Source organism: Armatimonadota bacterium (assembly GCA_016125185.1).
Classification (GTDB): domain Bacteria; phylum Armatimonadota; class Fimbriimonadia; order Fimbriimonadales; family Fimbriimonadaceae; genus Fimbriimonas.
In genome coordinates, this window is the sequence record WGMG01000007.1 from 84,790 (window position 1) to 105,194 (window position 20,405).

At 57.3% G+C, this 20,405-nt stretch carries 12 protein-coding genes; 9 read left to right on the forward strand and 3 right to left on the reverse strand.

What is annotated here, in order from left to right; all coding sequences use genetic code 11:
• Positions 1-15 precede the first annotated feature (15 nt).
• Positions 16-1,164: a hypothetical protein gene (locus GC165_17950; GenBank protein MBI1334754.1), complete on the reverse strand. Its 1,149-nt coding sequence runs from the start codon at positions 1,162-1,164 to the stop codon at positions 16-18.
• On the opposite strand from GC165_17950, the gene xylB reads away from it, so the two are divergent.
• The 7 genes from xylB (at position 1,000) to GC165_17985 (ending at position 13,654) form a co-directional block, all read left to right on the forward strand.
• On the forward strand, positions 1,000-2,439 hold the full coding sequence (xylB, locus tag GC165_17955; GenBank protein MBI1334755.1) for a xylulokinase: 1,440 nt from the start codon (positions 1,000-1,002) through the stop codon (positions 2,437-2,439). The two genes, GC165_17950 and xylB, sit on opposite strands and share 165 nt — an antisense overlap.
• A gap of 71 nt (positions 2,440-2,510) precedes the next feature.
• Entirely contained in the window at positions 2,511-4,115 is a 1,605-nt protein-coding gene (rpsA, locus tag GC165_17960) for a 30S ribosomal protein S1 (protein MBI1334756.1), read from the forward strand.
• Positions 4,116-4,154: 39 nt separating this feature from the next.
• Entirely contained in the window at positions 4,155-4,709 is a 555-nt protein-coding gene (coaE, locus tag GC165_17965; GenBank protein ID MBI1334757.1) for a dephospho-CoA kinase, read from the forward strand.
• Positions 4,710-4,912: 203 nt separating this feature from the next.
• Positions 4,913-6,859, forward strand: a complete 1,947-nt coding sequence (locus GC165_17970; protein ID MBI1334758.1) for a hypothetical protein — start codon at positions 4,913-4,915, stop codon at positions 6,857-6,859.
• 66 nt (positions 6,860-6,925) lie between these two features.
• Positions 6,926-9,736, forward strand: a complete 2,811-nt coding sequence (locus GC165_17975; protein ID MBI1334759.1) for a hypothetical protein — start codon at positions 6,926-6,928, stop codon at positions 9,734-9,736.
• A 71-nt stretch (positions 9,737-9,807) separates the two neighbouring features.
• Complete coding sequence (locus tag GC165_17980) at positions 9,808-11,901, forward strand: hypothetical protein (GenBank protein ID MBI1334760.1); 2,094 nt, start codon at positions 9,808-9,810, stop codon at positions 11,899-11,901.
• Entirely contained in the window at positions 11,864-13,654 is a 1,791-nt protein-coding gene (locus GC165_17985; protein MBI1334761.1) for a hypothetical protein, read from the forward strand. Before GC165_17980 ends, GC165_17985 begins: the two co-directional genes overlap by 38 nt.
• Here the strand turns inward: GC165_17985 and nadB are convergent.
• Together nadB and GC165_17995 are read right to left on the reverse strand one after the other, a co-directional pair.
• Complete coding sequence (gene nadB, locus GC165_17990; GenBank protein MBI1334762.1) at positions 13,614-15,146, reverse strand: L-aspartate oxidase; 1,533 nt, start codon at positions 15,144-15,146, stop codon at positions 13,614-13,616. The genes GC165_17985 and nadB overlap by 41 nt on opposite strands.
• Before the next feature lie 10 nt (positions 15,147-15,156).
• A complete protein-coding gene (locus GC165_17995; GenBank protein ID MBI1334763.1) occupies positions 15,157-17,397 on the reverse strand; it encodes a cellulase family glycosylhydrolase in 2,241 nt (746 codons plus the stop codon).
• Between the two features lie 263 nt (positions 17,398-17,660).
• Here GC165_17995 and GC165_18000 point away from each other — a divergent pair, with 263 nt between their 5' ends.
• Positions 17,661-19,058, forward strand: coding sequence for a hypothetical protein (locus GC165_18000; protein MBI1334764.1), 1,398 nt, complete (start codon positions 17,661-17,663; stop codon positions 19,056-19,058).
• Positions 19,058-20,404, forward strand: a complete 1,347-nt coding sequence (locus tag GC165_18005) for a hypothetical protein (GenBank protein MBI1334765.1) — start codon at positions 19,058-19,060, stop codon at positions 20,402-20,404. The genes GC165_18000 and GC165_18005 overlap by 1 nt, the downstream gene beginning before the upstream one ends.
• Position 20,405 lies beyond the last annotated feature (1 nt).

Consider the following 20,405-nt stretch of genomic DNA (forward strand, 5'->3'; position numbering starts at 1 on the left):
AAAAGGTTATAGCGGTTAACTCGAAATCGATTCTAGTCGTGGATTTTCTAGTAGTGCGTGCCGCCAGCCCCGCACACTGACGTAGCAAAACTCGGCTCGAAGAGCGAAAAGAAATCGCTCCAGGATCAGGGCTCCTAGGTGGATGGTCTTCTCCCGCCCCTTTTCCATTCCGACCAGATCTGCACGCTCTCCATCGCTCATCGGCATCAAATTTCCGACCGCCCGGCTGATCTCTTCGTAAGTAAGAATCGCCCCGTGAACGATATCGGGTCTCCATTCGGACAGCTTTTCCCGAAGTGAAACCAGGTTCGTCCCCGCCGCGCCAAGCACCACTACCGTCCCGCAGGCGTTCGGTCGGTAGCAAAGGCCGATCTCCTCGTCTAAAGCTGCCGCTCCTTTCAGCATTTCCAGCCCGCCGCTTCGCTCGTTCGGGAAAATCGTCGACTTGAGCGCCAAGCTGCCAACCGGATAACTGCGTCGAAACTCGACGTTCCACTCGCTCCCCACTCGGTCCGCCGTCACGAGTTCGGTGCTGTGGCCGCCGGGATCGACGATCGAAATTCGATCCTGATCGCGAAAAGCTGGATCGTTCACGACTGCCTCAAAGCCAAGTTGGGCCTCTTGCTCACCAGACAAAATCATCATCGGCGTGCCTTGGCGAGCCGCCCGAGCAAGAAAGTCGTCGCGATTCGTCGCAATCCGCGCCGCCATCGTTGCTCCAAAGACGACCTCCTCGACCCCCAGTCCCTTTGCTTCGTTCGAAAACCAATGCACCGCCGCGAGCGTCCGTTCCATCGCCGCCTCCGAGAGCAAACCTGTCTGCTTGGTCCCTTCACCCAAGGCCGTCACCGACGTGTTTTCATGAATCGGAACCCAGACGCCGTCGCGATCCTCCGAAACAAGAAGAAGCACGGAATTTGATCCGACATCGATAACGGCTCTGCGCACGGCAGACAGTGTATCTTTCGCGCGGCTCTGGATTCTTGCTATGCTGATACCGTGGCGAGATTGCTCGGAATCGACATCGGAACGTCGGGTTGCAAAGTGGTGCTTATCGACGAAAAGGGAACCCTGCTGAAGCAGGCGGGAGCGGAGTACCCACTGGCCACGCCCCAGCCGATGTGGACCGAACAGAACCCTGAAGATTGGTGGGCTGGCGTACAAAAGTGCTTGGCCGAGATCGGTGAAAGGAACCCCGACGCCATCGGCGTAACCGGGCAAATGCACGGTTCAGTCTTCCTCGACGAAAACGATAAGGTCATCCGTCCCGCCCTACTTTGGAACGACCAGCGGACAGTCGCCGAGTGCGAAGAGATCGAATCGTCCATCGGGCATGACGAACTGATGCGCATCACCTGCAACCCGGCTCTAACCGGATTTCAGCTCCCCAAGATCCTGTGGCTTCGCAACCACGAGCCCCAAAACTTTGCCCGCCTCCGATCAGTCCTTCTCCCCAAGGACTACATCCGGTTTAAGCTGACTGGCGTCAAGGCAACCGAGGTCAGCGATGCAAGCGGCACCGGCATCCTCGACGTCCCAAACCGAGCGTGGTCCGAAGCCATGATGCAGAGCCTCAAACTCGACCCCTCAATCTTTCCCAAGGTCTACGAATCCGACGAAGTCACGGGAACGACCAATGAGGGGGAATCCCTTGCCGCCGGGATTCCTGTGGTCGGTGGCGGAGGCGATCAAGCTGCCGCCGCCGTTGGCACTGGGGCTGTCGATGTCGGAACGATTTCGGTGAGCCTGGGCACCAGCGGCGTCGTCTTCACGTCCATACCGGGGCCGTCCTACGATCCTCGCGGTGCCGCCCACACATTCTGTCACGCCAACCGATCTTGGCATGCGATGGGCGTCATGCTCAGTTGTGGCGGAGCCCTGCGCTGGTTCCGCGACGTTTTCTGCCCGGGTGAGTCTTACGATGCTATCGCTGCTCTAGCTGCGACCGCCCCGGTTGGGTCCAACGGCACGACATTTTTGCCGTATTTGGCGGGTGAGCGATGTCCCCACAACGACCCCCACGCCAAGGGAGTTCTGGCCGGAATGACCCTGGCGACCAACAAAGCCGACATCTGCCGCGCCGTCTTCGAAGGCGTCACATTCGGCTTGCTCGATGGCTTCGAACTTCTCAAGAGTTTAGGAGCCGAAGCGGCGTCCATCAATGTCACCTCGGGTGGAAGCAAGAGCGACTTTTGGGTTCAAATGATCGCCGATGCGTTCCAGACTCCGTGCAATCGGCTCGAAATCGACGAGGGGCCGGCCTTTGGTGCAGCAATTTTGGCGGGTGTTGGCATTGGCGTTTGGGGCTCGACGTCCGAAGCGTGCAAGGCGACCGTCAAAATAAAAGACACAGTTTTTCCGTCAGAACGTTCTTACGTGAGCTACCATAAAAAGTACAGGGAACTTTACAACCAAATCGCGCTTTGGAATCGTAACTAGCAAACATTTCTAGACTTGACATGAGGTAAAGTCTTAGTTCGCGCACCATCGCGCCTTGATCCGAGAACTTTATGACGATTGACGAAACCCAGACACCTGTGAGCGAAAACGAGGCTCAACAGCCGGAGGAGAGTCCGGCCGTGGTGTCCGACGCCCAGACCGAGGAGCCGACGGCTCCCGAAACCGCCGAGATGACCAGCGAGCCTGTAGCCGCTGCCGAAGAGACTGCCCAGCCCGAAGCGGCTGCGCCGGCTGAGGAGCCTGCTCCTGCCGAACCGACTCCGGTAGCCGAAGAAGCTCCTGCCGCCCCCGCCGTAGAAGCGGCTCCTGTTGAGCCTGCGGCTGCAACGGAAGAAGCTGCAACCAGCGAAGGCGTATCGACGGCCGACGATGGCGACCTCTTCGAGCAGTACATGAACGCGCTCGAGGGTGGTGAGGCAGATGCGAACACCGATGTAACCTACAAGCGGCTTAGCAAGGGTGATCGTCTCGAAGCAACCGTTATTCAGGTCGAGCACGACCGCGTTTTTGTTGACCTCGGTACGAAAGCCGAAGGCGTCATTCCGCTCAGCGAGTTGAGCGATCAGAGTCCTGCAAGCGCCATCGGATTCGTCAATCCGGGCGACAAGCTTCAGGTCGTGGTTCTGAACCCGACCGGCTCCGAAGGTAATCCGACGGTTTCGCGAAAGCGAGCCGAGTTCGAAGAGCAGTGGGATCGAATCATCCGCGCTTTCGAAGAGGGCTCTCCCATCAATGCGATGGTCGTGGACCGGGTCAAGGGTGGCCTGGTGGTCGACGTAGGCGTTCGCGGATTCGTTCCGGCAACCCACGTCGGTAACGGCAAGCTCCGAAACATCGACAAGTTCGTTGGCCAGACGCTTTCGCTGAAGGTTATCGAGCTTGAGCGAGACCGCAAAAAGGTGGTTCTTTCCAACCGACAGGCTGAGGAAGAGAACCGAAACGCGGCGAAGGACGAAATTTTCAAGAACATCAAGGTTGGCGACACCATCACCGGTACGGTTCGACGACTCACCGACTATGGTGCGTTCATCGACCTCGGCGGCGTCGACGGTCTCCTCCACATTTCCGAGATGAGTTGGGCTCGCATCAGCCATCCGAAGGAAATCTTCAAGGAGGGTCAAGAAATCCCGGTCATGGTTCTTCGATTGGACCAGAACGCCGGCAAGATTTCTCTCGGTCACCGACAGGTCCTGCCTGATCCGTGGAATCTGATCAAGCAGAACTACAAGATCGGTCAGAAGATGATGGTCAAGATCGGTCGTCTGGTCCCAGCTGGTGCCTTCGTGAAGTTGGATGAGGGAGCCGAAGCGTTCCTTCCACTTAGCGAAATGAGCTACCGACGGATCAAGAAGCCGCAAGAGGTCGTGGAAGAGGGCCAGGAAGTCGAGATTCAAGTCATCGACCTCCGAGCCGACGAGCGCCGAATGGTGCTCTCCATGCGCGCTCTCAGTGGTGGCGAATCGCGCCCGCCCGGCTCCTTCTCGATGGAAGAGGAATACCGCAAGCCGCGAAGCGGCCCAGGTGGCAAGGGTGGTCGACGACGCCGAGACGACGAAGCCGACGAAGCGCGTCGCGGTACTGCGACCGGTGGTGCAACCATCGGCGAGCGCCTTGGCATGCTGAAGGGCCTTCTCAAAAATTCCGACGAAGAGTAGGGTTTTTTGCCCGTTGTCCTTGCCAAGCTATAGGGCAGGATGAAAATCGCTCTAACCGGCGGCATTGCGTCGGGAAAGTCGACACTTCTTACGATGCTCCGCGAATGCGGGGCATCGGTCATTAATGCGGATGCCATCGCCCGCGATATCTTATGGAATTCTAATATCCAGGCTCGCTTGATGAGTCTGGCTGGGTCCGAAGAACCCATCTCACCTGTCTTTTTGCGCGATTTCATCGCTGCAAGCGACAAGAATCGTCGCGCCGTCAACCGGATCATGCACCCGGCCATTGCCGAAGAACTGGCGGCGAGCACTGCCACGGTCATTGAGGTTCCGCTCCTTTTCGAAGCCTGCCTCCACGTCGCGTTTGATGCAATTTGGGTCGCATTCTGTACTCACGAAACGCAGTCGAAGCGACTTAGGGATCGCTATGGCGAACAAGCTGATTACCCTCAGTTTTCGTGGCAGTTAGACTCAAAAGTGGCCCTTGCTTTTGCTGACGCGGTCATCTCTACCGAGACCGGTGAACCTGAAACCCGGGCAAGTTTGCTGCAAGAAGCGAAAAGATGGGGTTTACCCCTTGTAGTTTCCTGAGGGTTTTCATGATATAATCCAGCGACCTGTCGTGTAAGGGAAGGTTTTTGCCTGTAAAGGTGACAGGAATACAAAATGAGGGAAATGGGTATCTCGCTCAAGGAAAGAACACATTCGAAAGTAAAATTTTCGGCATATAATGTTGTTCTATCTGTCGTGGTGAGGGCCCGCAGATTCGAGTCAGCTATGGAGGAGACGTCACAGTGAGACGGTTCATCGCAACTTTGCCTGGAAAGATCATCAGCAATGTGCTGGTCGCAGCTCTTGTATTGCCATACATGGTGCTGGGACTTGCAACGAAGGGTTATGCCCAGTTGAGAAGTCTGCCAGGCTGGGCGGTCGTCGATTTCGTCAACAAGAAGGCTTCCGGTACAACCTTTGGCGCGTCAGCGGCAAAGGCGCTTACCAGCAGCCTTTCGCTAACGGGTAAGTACAGCCTTGAAACGTCAGAGTCTGTGCAGCGCACGGTGGAGGGACTGGGTCTGACTCAGCCGCTCCCGGACATTCAGAATGTCCTCCGCGTCGCTGCCGAACTCAAAGTGCAAACGATTGTTACCGGTGAGATCGCAGAGTATCGCATCGATAAGACGGGTGCAGGCAAGCAAGGTCGCGCAGCAGTCCGCGTGATCTGCTACGACGTTGCATCTGGACTTCCCGTGAACGGAGCTGCAGTTGCTGCTTCGTCGATCGTTCGATCGAGCGACACGTCCGATGATGTGCTCATCAATGATGCGCTGAGTCAAGCCGCAAGCTTGGCCGCAAACCAGATCGCGCAGCAAACCTTGCCGACCGGTACGGTTCTCAATACGGGAACGACGACCGCGCTCATCAATAACGGTTCGCGAACTGGCTTTACGATGGGTATGCACGTCATCGTGACCCGAGGTCGACAACAAGTCGGCAGCGGCGAAATTGTCGAAGTGCAGCCAGACAAGTCAACCTTCAAGGTGACGCGACAAGAACTCGGCATTCAGCCAGGTGACAAGGTCCGCGCGATCTTCGATGTTCCGGAACTTGCTCCGAAGCTGACCGGTTCCGGCGGCGCCGTCGTCGTGAAGCCCAAGGCTAAATCGAATACGAGCGGATTCGTAACGACTCTTCTGGTTCTCGGTCTGGTGGCCTTCTTGGTCGGCGGTCATGGCGGAAACGATGCCATCGCTGCTCCGATTGCCGAAGCATATGCCGATCCGACGAACGGTGCTTCTGTCCGAATCTCTTGGAAGCCAAATGGCTATGCAAAGGGCAATTCGGTTCGTCAGTCTTGGCAAATCTTCCGAAACGATCTGCAGGATACGGCAGTTCGATCGGTTGCTGGAGTCAACACGTTCGTCTTGGACGACACTCAGACTCGCGACGTGACCTGGACGGTTCTTCCTTCCAATAACTTCACGGTCTGTAATGGTAACTCCACGACGAGTGAAACGACGATCGCAGGTGTGGTTGCTGGTCGACCCTACCAATACGAAGTCCAGTTGGTCTTCGCTCTTTCCTCGACCGACCTTGGTCTGACGGGTGGAACGACCTCAACGGCTTCGACTGGTACGACAGCCACGACGAGCACGTCGACGACGAGTACCACGAGTACGACTTCGACGACGAGTACCACGAGTTTGACGACTGGCACGACGAGTACGAGTACGACAAGCACTACCTCGACGACCGGTACGACGAGTACGTCCACAACGTCGGGTAGCACCCTGTGCTACTTCCTGAGTGATCGAACCCCGACGATTGGTTTCGCAACGCCGATCAATCCTCCGGGACTGATCGCTCCGGCGACGAACTCGACGATGGCGACTCAGCAGCAGTTCACGTTCAACTCCGTGGCAAATCCGGCGTACGACCAGACGTTCGAATACGAACTCCAAATCTCCAGTACGCTGAACTTTACGGCTGCTACAACCTATAAGAAGGTGCTCTTCCAAAAGAGAGATACTGGAACGTTGGCTTCGTCTGCGATTGATCTGACGAATGATACGTCGTTGCCTTCTTCGGTTCGAACGGCTAGCGTGATCTACTGGCGAGTTGGTGCGAGGAACGTTCTCGACAACCCGGGTCCCGTTAAGGATGCGTTCACGCAGGATCGCTACATCTTTAGTAGTGCCAACCAGCTGAACCGACCGGGAAGCCCTCCTCCTCCGCCCCTCTAAGTAACAAATATCCCCGCAGAAGGAACCTTCTGCGGGGAGTGACTATCAATCGAACTAAGCCTTACTATGAGCAAGTTTCGTATCAATAAAAATCTGCTAGCCATTGCGCTTTTTTCAGTGTTTGCTGCCTCGGCGCATGCTGACTGGGGAGATCTGTGCGTCGGGCCGTCGCCTCGCGTATCAACCGATTACCTTGTCCAGTTCATCGAGACCCCTCTCTTTGGCGCATTTATGGGCGTCAGCGGCACCTATGGTTACAGTGCAGTCACGGCAACCCCTCCGGGATGTTTTTCGACGGCAATCACCGGCAATGTCGCAGGGCGAATCGGATTTGGCGCTGGCACGACTGGAACGATCCAAACCTCGCTTGATGACGACATGGGATTCACTTGGGGCTGGCACTTCGGCGTCGTTGGTTCGTCGGGCTATGCCATCATCCGCGAAGACGATACGCCGTCGCTCTTCGGCGCGAACGCCTTCCAAACGTCGTTCACTGGTGCATCGGATACCTATTTCTACGGTCGGACGACGAACGGAAATGTACAGATTGATCTTCGATGCGATATAGTGGCCGATTCTGCCAGATTGCAGTGGACTTTAACCAATATTGATACGGTTAGCCACAACATCGCTCTCGGATTCGGGCAAACTGTGGCCCTGTTGAGCGAGACCGCACTTGACAGCCGTGGCACAGGCCCAAGCCTCTCCCCGGGCCTCGGTACATACGTAACGGTACCAGGCATCAAGCCGCCGCGTACAGAGCACCGATGGACCCGAACGACGGATCCGTCCGGCTACCCTGGATCGGTGTTCTTCAATTGGGATCAGCAGAACGACGTCGGGTTGCAGGTTGTGAACACAGCCGACGATGCGACGACCGACCCAAGCACCCCAACTGCGAGCCAGACGCCTACCGATAGCTTCGTCCTCGGTCAGTCGTTCTTCCTTCTTGGCTGGCCGCCGCTCCTTCAGCCGACGGACTTCCCGAACCGCATCTTCCAAGAGCCGGTTTCGGACGTTCTGTTCGCTGGTGACGATGGTTACATTCAGTTCTGGAACAACCAGCTTGTTGCTGGCGGCTCCAGCCGAACGATCAACGCGTTCTACCGCTCGACGTGGGGCGACTCCTTGTATGGCAAGCCCTACTCTGTAGTTGTCGACACGCCGAAGGTCGTGAACCTGTCCAGCACGGACGCAAACCAGTTTGCGCAGAATCCGTTCACGATCCGAGTCTGGGTTGACAACAATCGAGGCTTCTCGACGATCGACCAGGAAATTCCGCTTCAAGACGTTCAAGTCCAGTTGCTTCTGCCCGATGGCCTGACGGCGGTTGGTGGTGCAACCAAGACGATCAATCGAATTGATGCACGAAACCAAGGCTTCGTCGACTTCACCGTTCAGGCAAATGACTATGCGGCTGGCGACTTGACGTACCAAGTCCGTATCACACCGACGCCTGGACCTCAGAAGACGGTCACTGGTACGATCACGGTCGTTTCGCAACCCAAGCTCACCCTTGAGAACGATGCCAACTTGATCACCTCACCGTGGACTTTCGAGACCCCGACTTGGGAAGCAATTCTTGGTCTGACTCCGGACGCCGACTATCAGGCATTCTTTTACGATCCGGTCCAAAAGGGCTACATTGTCTCGACCGGTCCTGAGAGAGGCCGCGGCGCTTGGATCGTTTCGAAGCTGGGCACGACGAGTTTTGCTCTCGGTGGCAATCCGACGGCTCCGACTGACTACCAACCAACGTTCGATGGAAGCGGCGGTGCTCCGTTGGTCGACCTCAAGCCGGGTTGGAACCTGATCGGAAATCCATATCATGTTTCGTTCCAGTTGGGTGAAATCGTTGGTGTCAGCAACTCGAACCCCAATCAGGCATACACCTACGCTCAGCTCGTTCAGCAGGGCATTATTAGCGGTGCGTTCGCTTACTGGGATACCGGCACGCAGAACTACGGCTACATCCAAAAGACGACGGACACGGTAACCCCGCAGAAAGGCTACTGGGTTTACGTCTACGCTTCGGATGACGTGTTCCTTCGATTCCCGCCGATCTACAAGGTTGGCGTCCGAAGCGAAGCTGATAACTCCGGTACCTGGCAGCAGACCGCAAAGCAGTGGCGTCTCCAACTCGCCGTTCGCGGTAAGAGCACGGTTGACGATCAGAACTTTGTTGGCATCGCCAGCAGTTCCGACAACGCCAAACTTCTGCGAGTCAACGAGCCGCCGATGGCCCCGATCAAGGGTGCGGTCAGCCTCTCGGTCAATAAGACCATCAATGGTCAGGCGACGAAGCTGGCGCAATCTCTAAGCGAAGTCAACGGCAAGCAGGAATTTGACCTGACCGTCGATACATCGACGTTCGCTGATCCGACTCAGCCGCAGACGATGACGCTGACTTGGCCGAATCTCTCGACGATTCCGAAGAATGTCCGAGTTCGATTGGTCGACGTATCCAACGGTCAGACCAGAGACCTTCGAAAGGTTTCCGGTTACACCTTCCAGGCTACTTCCAACTCGACCCGAGCCTTCAAGATTCAGATCGAACCGGGAACGGTTTCGAAGGCGATCATCGGTTCGGTTGTAGTAACTGGCGATAGCCGCGCAGCAAGCGGTTCGCTTCGAGTCAGCTATGCTCTCAGCTCTGACGCCACGACGACGGTCCGAATCCTCGGTGCAACCGGTAAGGAAGTCGCGATCCTCTCGTCTGGTCGAGCCGACCAAGCTGGAAACAACGAGGTGGTTTGGAACCTCCGCGATAAGGCTAACCGAGCCGTCGCTCCGGGAACCTACCGAGCTGAAATCGTCGCCGAAGGCGCCGATGGCGAGCGAGTTCGAAAGATCACTCCGATCGTCATCGTTCGCTAACCGCGAACTAAGTTCAAAAAAGCCTGCGAATCCTCGCAGGCTTTTTTGTTTTTGACTATAAAATATTCTAGATGGCAAGGCAGGCGTCGCGGGGGTTGATTCTAGCCCTTGCCCTAGCAGGAGCAAAAACGGCCCTCGCTGGAACAATCAGCATCCAGCTCCAAGCATTCCCAACCGAAGCAGTCGCCGATGGACGAAGCTCCATCGCCGTCACGCTCATCGTTCGGAATTCCGACGGCAGCAACGTCCCTGATGGGACCCAAGTCCTCGTCAGTTCCACGCTCGGCAGTTTCCGCCAGAACATCGTCCAAACCACTAGCGGCATCGCCCGCGCTGTCCTTGTAGCGGGCAACATCCCCGGAACAGCAAAAATCACCGCCTCACTAGTCCAGAACCAGTCGAGCCCTTCGACTCTCGAGGTCGAACTGGTTTCCGATCGCTCAAAGCTTTCCTCCGCCAACGACTACATCGACATATCCTCTAGTGGATCGCTGGAATACACCTACGCGAAGCGGATCGTCACCGCCTCTGGAAAAAATCATGGTGTCCGGTTCGAATTCCGAGACCGACTCCTCGTTGCCGACGACCTCCAGTACATCTATGATGCTCAAGTCGTCCGGGCGAAAAACGCAAGCCTCAAGTTTGGCAAGAAGACGATCAATTTCTCAGAACTGTTCCTCGATTTAAGAACCCAAACCGGATACGGAATCACCGAAGTCGACTACTTTCCAATAGATCGAATTCGATACGGTCTGCATCAGTTCTTCTTCGAGAGATACATTCCGCTCGACGACAAATACGAGCCGTCGACCAAGAGCCGCCGAATCGCTACCGTCGTAGTAACGAGGAACGGAATCGAGCTTCCCAAAGAAAAGGTCCCCGACGATGTCTTCGACTTCAACAAAATTCGCATTGGTATTATCCCGGTTAAAGAAGACGAGGTCAAACTCGAACGCGACGAAGACTACGAAACCGTCCGCATCACCGCCAAGCGAATGACCGTCGTCAGCCGACGCGAAATCCAATTTCAGCATGCCACCTTTTACGTCGGCGAATCGAAGGTCTTCTCGCAACCGCTCTACCGCCTCGACACACTGGGCATGCGCGACGAGTTCCCTACCGAGCAGTTCGTCTCGTTCAACAACAACCAGATAGCGGTCAACTACCCATACTACTTCTCGCTCGAGCGCCAGCAGTCTCGCGCCATCAGGTTCACCACAGGGCAATCCTACGGACGTAGCTTCACTGCCAACCGAGGGGTTTTCTTCACCTACGAGCAAACCTGGAACCGAGCCAACGGCGACGGTAACTTCCAGTACTCGGGCATCGGCCGCGACGATTTCGACCTTGGCGTCCGCCAATTCCTCAAATTCGACGACAATACGACTGCCTCGTTCGCCATCGACTCTCCCCGCGCCAAGAGCCTCATTTCGACCGGTACCTACAGCCACTACCAGCCCGGCTTGCAAACGTCGGTGACCGGCACCGCCCAGCGTTCGCTCGACGGCACTCACGACAATGACCGCCAAGACTATTACCTCGTCCTCGAAAAGGATCCGGTCAAAATGGGCAAGCTGCCTTGGAACCTTTTCTACGGCCTGAACGCTACCTACTCGCAGTCGGTTACCGGGAGTGGAAACGGCGTCGGCGCCCGTCTCCGCTTCTTATCTCACCCGTTTTTCGTCGACCGTTCGCACGCCACCGTAACCGCTGGCTTGACGTTTAGTCAGTATTCTGGTACAAACGTTGCGACGCCGTTTGCCACCACCGCGAACGTCTCATACGCCAAGTCGTTCGGCACCCGGTTCACTTCGGTCCTCACCTACGACTACGCTCGGGACGGAGTCACGGAGAGAGCGATCGGACTTCACCGGCTCAGCAGCCAGCTAAATTACTACGATCGGAAGTTCTATTCGAGCATCTTTGCCGCTCAAAGTTTGGGACTCGACCGACTCAGTTTTTTTGCCGACGCGTCCTATCGCATCGCCGACCTGTGGAGAGTCGGATATCAGTACACACTAAATCGCTACAGTGGCAGTTCTTACATTGACTATGACGTTGTGCTGGCTTATCGCCTTAGTACGAACAAGCCGGAGTTCGGCTTCATGTTCTCGCAACAAACGAAACGTGTTGGTTTCGTGGTTCTTGGTATGTCTGCAAACTAGCGCCCTCGCCCAAGGCGGCTTTGGACGATTCGGCTACACCAAGTCGCCCTCAGTCCCCGGCTTCACCTTCACCGCTAACGGATTCAAGTCCAGCTACTCGGGTAGCGACGAATTCCGCTTCTCCACGCCACTCAAAATCTGGAACCCCGTCGCCACCAACTCATGGCGCGAAGTAGTCATGACCGATGGCGGGCCGGGTCGACCGTCCAAACTCCGGTTCGACCTCTGGGATACCGGCTTCAGCATGTATTTTCCTGCCGGTATTGAACTCCAACTCAAATCGACGGCAAGCCCGTTCCTATCCTGGAAAGAGGGAAGCGTCCAAAATGGCATTCCAACGCCAAAATCCGATTGGATCTGCCTATCGTTTCAGGACCGTCAACCGCCGATCGTCTTCGGCTTCCCCGAGGGCACCACGCCCATGGAGATCACGGGTGATCTCGGAAACTGGACCCTCCATTCAGATAAGTCCTTCAAAGGCTGGGTCCGCTTTGCCCTACCCATGGGACTCGACCCGTTCCGCTCCAGCACGGCCAAGGGCCTCGGTAAACTCTCCGAGCGGTGCGCCACCAACGCCGACCTCTGGTACGCACCGATCGCCGACGTACCCGACCCCGTTCTGGAAGACGATGCCGAAGGCATCGTGGCCACTTGGCAGCTTCCGCGCAAGCACACCGTCGTCCCCAACCTCTTCTACCTCAGTCAGTTGGGCGGCTACCCCCTGCGCATCCAGACCGATACCCAGACCGACGGCTTTCTGACCGAAGACGGCCCGATCGTCTTCACCAAGGACCCGAGCCTCGTCGTCCGTTTCCCGATCAAGCGCATACCCGCTGGTCGGGGGCTCAGCATTGGTGAGCCCATTCCCCAAACCTACGATGTCAGTTGGCAAAAGCCGCTCTCCATCGTCGATCTCGCCCTCGCCAACACGCTCTCCGGGCGTAATCGCGAAGTCAGCGAGAGGGCTCGACAACTTCTCGCCCAATACTACGACTTCTCGGGCCTAGAAACCGAGCCGAACACAAAGCAGAGCGTGTTCTACAAGCAGGACGGAACCGGAATGCTCCAAGCCGCCGTCCACAGCCTTCTTGGGCAGTCCGTCCGCCTTGGCACCCTGGAGACCATGGGCGACGATCCGCAACTCATCAGCATTTTCTGGCGGATGGACCCCTACATTGGCTCCCTTGGCGTGGACCCGGAGCAGACTGCCCGCATCGAAGCCATCGCCGCCATCGCCGGCAGCTTCAGCTCGACCCCAAAGATGCGTTGGCGAGCCGCTATGTTCCAGGCTGCCCTCAGCACTCGTCGCGGCCTCAACTCGTGGAAGAAGCGCATGGCGCTCATCGATGCCGAGCCAAAGCTCCACGAGCCGCTCCTGGGAATCCGCAAAGCCCTCTTCTCCCTCAACTTCACCAGCCCACAATCGCCGGTTGTCTCCAACTGGATGTCCCAGGTTCGATGCTATGGCGATGCGCCGATGTGGCTGCAGAAGCAGCCGACCGCCTACGAATTCTGTTGGACTGCTGTCGACAAAATCGTTGGCACGATCTCGCTCGAAAGCGCCTACGCGCTCCGCGCCACCGGCCGGCACAACCTCCAGAGCCTTTTCTTCTCGCAAAGAATCGGCTACAGCGAAATCCGATACGAACCAGAACGCCCAGGCCAATGCTCGGCAAACCTCTTCGTGCCCGACTGGGCCGACCCTTTCCCGCTTACCGCGCTTCCACCGGAGTACTCGGAACCGATTCTGTAGGCAGGTCCAAGTTGTAGTGCAATCCAATATTCGTCTTGCGGGCCAGGGCCTGCTCTGCCACGTAGCGCGAAGCGATCAACAAGCTCTTCGTCTCTAGCGGGTGTGCAGAGAATGGCGCTTCATGACAGGCATCGTATTCCTGCATCAGGTCCGCCACTACCGAAAGCGTTTGCTGAAGCCCCTCGGTCGTCCGCACAATGCCCGCCCCTTTCATCATCTGGTGCTGCAGGGTCGTCCGAATTCGAATCGAATCGGCTTCCGAAATGCACTTCACCGGAATCGTCGGAAGGTCCGAAGCGATCTCCATCGTGCTGTTCACCGCCGACTCAGACGCCGCCTTGGCAAACACCATCGCCTCCAATAGCGAATTGCTCGCCAGTCGGTTCGCCCCGTGAACGCCCGTCCTCGAGACCTCGCCGGCCGCATACAGTCCGGGGATCGTCGTCTGGCCATGGATGTCGGTACACACACCCCCGCACGAGTAGTGCTGGGCCGGAACGACCGGAATCCAGTCGCGGTCCATCTCGATTCCAATCGTCTTCAACTTCTCGAAAATCGTGGGGAACTCCTGCTCCAAAAGCTCAGATTCGAGGTGTGTGGTGTCAAGGTAAACGCACCACGTGTTCCGCTTCTTCATCTCCGCGTCGATGGCCCGCGCGACCACGTCGCGGGGAGCCAACTCCAAGCGCGGGTCATAGTCGTACATAAACCGCCGACCATGGTGGTTGCGAAGCGTGCCTCCAGCCCCCCGCACGGCCTCCGTGATCAGGAAGCTCCGCATCTGAGGGTGGTATAGCGTTGTCGGGTGGAACTGCATAAACTCCATATCCCGAATCTCGGCGCCCACGGCCGAAGCCAATCCGATTCCGTCCCCAGTAGCAACTCGTGGATTCGTCGTGTGGAGGTACATGCGCCCACAGCCGCCGGTCGCCAGCATCACTGCCTTCGCGGCAAACACACGCTCGCCAAGGCCATTCACATTGGCTTGGCAGCCGCGACAGACGCCATCCTCGACCAGCAAAGCCGTCACAAACGACTTCTCGTAAACATGGATGTTCTTGTGCTTGCGGATGGCCGAAACCATCGTCCGCTCGACCTCCCAGCCGGTCTTGTCCGCATGCTTGACGATTCGGTGCGTGCTATGCCCGCCCTCTCGTCCCAAGGACAACTCTCCATGTTCCCGATCAAACCGCGCCCCCAAGCTCACCAGCCAATCGATAGCCGCCGGAGCGTTTTGCACAAGGTAACGAACCGCGTCGTGATCGTTGACGTTGCCGCCCGCGATCATCGTATCCTGCTCATGCAGAGACCACGTGTCGGACTCGCCGACCGCCGCTGCAATTCCACCTTGTGCCCACTGGGTATTGGAGTCGGAGATTTCGGCTTTGGTCAGGATGCAGACGGAGCCGTGTTCGGCCACCGAAAGAGCGAAGCTGAGGCCGGCCAAGCCGCTCCCGATGACTACGAAGTCGAACTTTTCAGTTGTTGCCACTTAATCGTTCCTACGACTTCATCTTGACAGCTTTCACCGCCAGATCGGTTTCAATCGTTGGCAATTCAACTTTGAGCTTTCCGTTCAGTCCAACCTTGGTGTCAATCTGGCTGATCGGCTCACCTTTCCAGGTGTCCCAAAGGGTCACTTTCCAGTCCCCGCTCGCCAATCCGTCCAGCGTCATAATCGATGGCGGCGCGGGCGCGACCTTCTCCTTCTGAACGCAGACCTTCGTCCAAGTCCGATCCTCAACCCGAGCCCAGGCAAGAATCACGTCGTTTCCAACCGCCGCCCAACTCGCCAGCGGCGGAACCGGATTCGGATTTAATGCCCGGAAGCGATAGTTGGCGGTCAGCCAATCCTGGCCCTGGTTGTCCACCACCACATTGTGCTTGCCCGCCGGAATCGTGACGGTGTACAGACCGTCGTACTGGTGCAGAGTGTCACCTTTCGCGCTCCCGTCCGGATCGGCAAAGTCCCGAGTGAGGTAAGTCGAACCGTCTAGGTCGATCTTCAGCTTCGCCCCCCCATAGCCGGAAACGCTGGTCACAATGACGTCGAAGGTCGTCTCGCGGTCGAGGTCGCAGGCAAAAGTGATCGGGTTATGGCAGTCCGCGTGGTTACCTGTCCCATGCAGGAGCGCCGAAACCGGCATCTGTCCCGCAACCTCCGTTGGCGAAATTCGCACTACGCGCGGCTTGTTGTAAGGGCTTGGTTCCCAATTCATCGGCCCACCTTGAATCATCACGTCCTTGCGCGGCAAAGGGTTTGGGCGTACCTTCCAATAAAAGTTCGGCTGGGTTTGGCGGAACGCCTCCTTGTCCCATTCAATCCCCTTGATGAATTTCGCCACCGAGCCAAACAGCGGATACAGATCTTTCGGCTCGATCAGGTTGTCCCACCACCACGGCTGCGCCGCTCCGCTGGACCCCATGCAAACCGAAATCCAAAGCGGATCATGAATCTGAAGCCCCTCCGGGTCGTCGTCGATCCGTGGTCCGCCCGAATCCGCCCCAATCTCCCCGACGTAATGGGGCTTGCCCCAATTGCCCTTCCTCGATTGCTGAATCGCCACTTGGCTCACCACGTCCGGCGAATTGTAGTTGTGGGTCTGGATATAGTCGATATCGCTCAACAGGTCGATATCCTTAACTCCCATCGAATTCCCAAAACTCGTCGTCACAAGGTGGTGGTACGGGTCGATCTTATGAAGTTCCCGCGCCATCCGCTGGTGCCAGTCCTTCGCCAAATCCAATGGCATATCGCGGCTGATGTCAATCTCATTCCACAACTCCCACGAGAAAACTGTCGGGTCGGCGGCATAGCGAGCCACCAGGTACTGCAGCTTTTGCACGTAGAATCGGTCCATCTCTGGGCTTTGCCAAAACTCGGCCGGTGAGTGAAGCACGCCGCCGTTCGCAATGTTGAAAACACCATCCTCCCAGCTCGGATACCCGTCCCTATCGCGAAGCATGTTGTACGAGTCGATACACAGCTTCACCTTCATGTCGTACTTCCGAGCTAGAGCAAGCACATGGTCGATCTTCCAAAGGTTTTCCAGCGAAAATTGGCCCAAACCTTTTCCGTCCTTGGCTAGCCCTGGTTGCTCGACGCCAAACGTGGTCCAATGCGGGCTCAGCCAAATGCGGAAGTAGTTGCACCCCTGCTCCGCATACTTCGGAATCCATTTGTCGAAGTTGAAAGTCCCTCCGTCGCCACCCCAGCACACGTTGGCGCCAAGCGGATAGAAGCTCTTACCGCCCGTCGTCACAAAGTATCGCTTGTCAACAGTGGAAACCGAAGCGAAGCCCGACTTTGTCGGCTTCTCAACCTCAATTTCAATCGGCTTCGTTTCGGCAGTCCCGGTCCGGTCATGAATCGAAGCCGAAACCTCGTAACGCCCTTCGGCCAAAAAAGAAAGCTTAGCTCGCCATCGCCCGGTGCCCTGCTTCTTCACAACTTCATGCCCCGCCTCATCGCGGCGCTCGCAGTCCATGTCGAAGTAGCCTGAGACAGACATTGACTTGCCCTCGGCGTCGGTCGCCTTGACTTTCACCGAAACATCGGTGGGATCGAAGGGGTTGTCGTAGGTTCCGTGGAGGTCGAGGTCCATCACCACCGGTTCGAATTCAGAGGTTTTTCTATCCGATGCGTGGATCGCCTTGGCCGATAGCGCCTCGCGGCTCTGGTAAGGCGTGATGATCGGCGACATCGCCGTCGCCCACAGTCCAAACAGTCCCACAATGACCATGACAATCTAACTATAGACCCAAGGTTCCCGGGTCAAAACCGGATTTCCTAGCGATCGGTAAAAAACTCGCAAGTCGCCTAAAACTGTGTAAGAACCAAATTGCTTTTTTCGACCAAACCCTCTAGAATCGGGTTATGTTACTTAGTGCTGCATTGTCGCTGGCGCTCTATGGTACTTCAGGGCAACTTATCGCAAGAGGTGGTCAAAATTGGGCGGGACACGGGGGTGACTCCGCTCATACGGGGATGTCCACCGTTTCGTCAATGAATCTCGACGGATTCAAGTGGACGACTCCGGTCGATCTGAATCCGAGGTACAACGGCAACGACCTTTTAACTCACTACGGCGAAACGTGCGTCACGTCTGGAAACGTCGTCATCACGTCGGTGAAGCAGAACCTCACCGATGGCTTCACAATCCGGGCATTCCGGGGCCTGACCGGAGCCGCTGCGTGGACCGAATCCACCGACTACTCGGTTCCGTCGCAAGGATGGATTCCGAGTTGCAGCCCGACTCTCGTCTATACGCGCGGAACTCGGGCCGATCCGATGGTCGCCTACCCGATGGGCGGAGGGCGAATCGCTTTCCGAGCGACCGCCAGCACAACGGCGTCGCCCGTGGTCTACGCCTTCTACGGCAACTCCGTCTACAATAACAATCCGTCGGCGTTCCAATCCAACGTCAAGATTTGTACGCCGCTCACCGCCGGCCCAGACGGCAGCATCTACTTCGGATTCATCGTGTACGGCGCCAACCCCGCCAACCTCACAAGCGGCCTGGCTAAGGTTACGCCCGCTGGCGTGGGCTCTTGGGTCTCGGCGGCGACGCTCAGCAACGACAGCGCCGTCAATCAGATCAAGCAGAACTGTGCGCCCGCTATCGATTCGCGGGGGAGCGCTCTCTACGTGACGACCTACGCGGGTAGCTTCTCGCGGGGAACGCTGGTCAAGCTCAGCCCCGTGACTCTTCAGCCTCAGGCTCGGGTTCGACTTCTCGATCCCCGAAACGGAAACGACGCCGCTATCGACGGCGAAGGAACGGCATCGCCGTTGATCGGGCCGGACGGTGACGTCTATCAGGGCGTCCTCGAAAATCCATTTGGCTCGAACCACCTTCGAGGCATCTTGCTCCACTATTCTGGAGATCTCCAGCAGACCAAGATTCCTGGTGCCTTTGGCTGGGATGATACGCCGACCGTCGTGCCGAGTTACATCGTGAATGGGTACACGGGCCATTCTTCCTACCTCCTCATGTGCAAGTACAACAACTACGTGGCCGGCGGAGGCGATGGTGCCAATAAGGTCGCGATCGTCGATCCCAACGATCTCGAAACCGACGTGGTGGCCAACATGCCGACGATGAAGGTTGTCATTTCGCAGTTGGGGCCGACGCCCGACCAAGAGTTCCTCAGCGACCATCCGAACGCCGTTCGCGAATGGTGCGTGAACTCGGCTGCGGTCGATGTTCCCCGGGCCAGTATCCTCGTCAGCTCCGAGGACGGCGTGCTCTATCGTTGGGATCTGCACACGAATACGTTGTCGCAGTCGATCCGCCTAACGGACGGAATCGGTGAAGCCTACACGCCAACGGCCATAGGACCCGATGGCCGCGTTTATGCGATCGCCAACGCGACGCTCTACGCCGTCGGACTCGCGCGCTAGTGCCAATCCTGATCGCTTGGGTGGCCGCAACGATGTTGCGGCCACAACTATCTCCCGACCAGTTGGATGCTTGGCTAATCAAAGACTCCAAGGGGCAAAGTTGCGCGTCGTGTCACTCGCCCGACGGGATCGAACTGACCGGATTCTCCAAAGCGGACATCAGTCGCCGCATCGCTCGGCACCAAACCGGCACGACGGCGGCAAGCGTCCTGGCCGTCCTATCTGGTCGCCTGGATTCCAAATCCGACGGTCTCGAGCGACGGCCACTTCAGCCGGGCGCGGTCCTCTTGCCCGGCAGCAATCCTCAGCGACGGGACGAACAGTTCCTCATCGAACTCTCAAAAAGGTATCCCGCGCTTTTCAAACCCATCAAAACCCTCGCCGCCGCCCAGGCCATGCAAGCTGCGATACTCGCGATCGACCTGCCTAGCCTGCCCATAGGAATTCAAATGGACCGCCTGAGCGAAGACCAGGCCCACGGGCTCGATCATGCCAGCATCGCCGACTGGTTCCCCGACGTTCCCGTCTTCGACACAGATGAAATTCGCGACGAGGCGAGAGCCTACATCGCCAACCCAAGCGAAGACACCCTCAGGGCTCTCGATCAAAAAGTCGTGTCCATCGCCAAAACAAGGGATCCGTTCACGACCCTTGCCCTCGACAAATATCGCTCTCTCCTCGTGCTCCAGCACGAAATGCGAACCGGACACCAAGTCAGGGACTTTCCGACAGGAAATCCGTTCTGGCAGGTCGCCGAGTTTGGCCGCGTCTACCACGAGTCCGACTACAAAACCCTTGGCGTCCCCGAAGACATCGCCCAGGCGAAGCGGATGGACACCACGCTCCATGACCAGATGAAGCAGATTCGCCTGCCCTGGTACTGGCTGGGCTGGACCCGCGACCCGAGCCTCACCAAGAGCGGGCCCATGCGCGAGACCATCCGCGCCGATTACTTCTGCAAGTACCTCGAAGAAGATGGCCCGTACATGGGCCACGAACTCTTCATGCTCACGCGCAAGTTGGCCGAGCAGAACCGAAGTCCGATCGTTGTCGGTGAACCGTGGGAAATCCAATACTCCTTCTTCCTCGCCAACACGCCGCTCATCCAGCGAGAGCCGAAGATCGCTCAAGCCCAATCGCTATTCCGCGACTTGGCCGTCAACTCGTTCAAGATGTCGCTCCTGCTCCTTGAGAAGGACCTCCAGACCCGTAAGCGCACGATCCGCCCAGTACCCCAAGCTAGCCAAATCAAGTTCCTCAGCCAATATCTGAAGGACATCGGCAAACCCGAAGACGTCCTTGTCAACCGGGTTCTGGTCGCATTGAAGGCGACGCCGACCCACTGAC

Coding starts and splice junctions, on each gene's coding strand:
- GC165_17980 (MBI1334760.1), top strand. CDS start 9,808: ATGGCAAGGCAGGCGTCGCGGGGGTTGATTCTAGCCCTTGCCCTAGCA.
- GC165_17995 (MBI1334763.1), bottom strand. CDS start 17,397: ATGGTCATTGTGGGACTGTTTGGACTGTGGGCGACGGCGATGTCGCCG.
- GC165_18000 (MBI1334764.1), top strand. CDS start 17,661: ATGAATCTCGACGGATTCAAGTGGACGACTCCGGTCGATCTGAATCCG.
- GC165_17975 (MBI1334759.1), top strand. CDS start 6,926: ATGAGCAAGTTTCGTATCAATAAAAATCTGCTAGCCATTGCGCTTTTT.
- rpsA (MBI1334756.1), top strand. CDS start 2,511: ATGACGATTGACGAAACCCAGACACCTGTGAGCGAAAACGAGGCTCAA.
- coaE (MBI1334757.1), top strand. CDS start 4,155: ATGAAAATCGCTCTAACCGGCGGCATTGCGTCGGGAAAGTCGACACTT.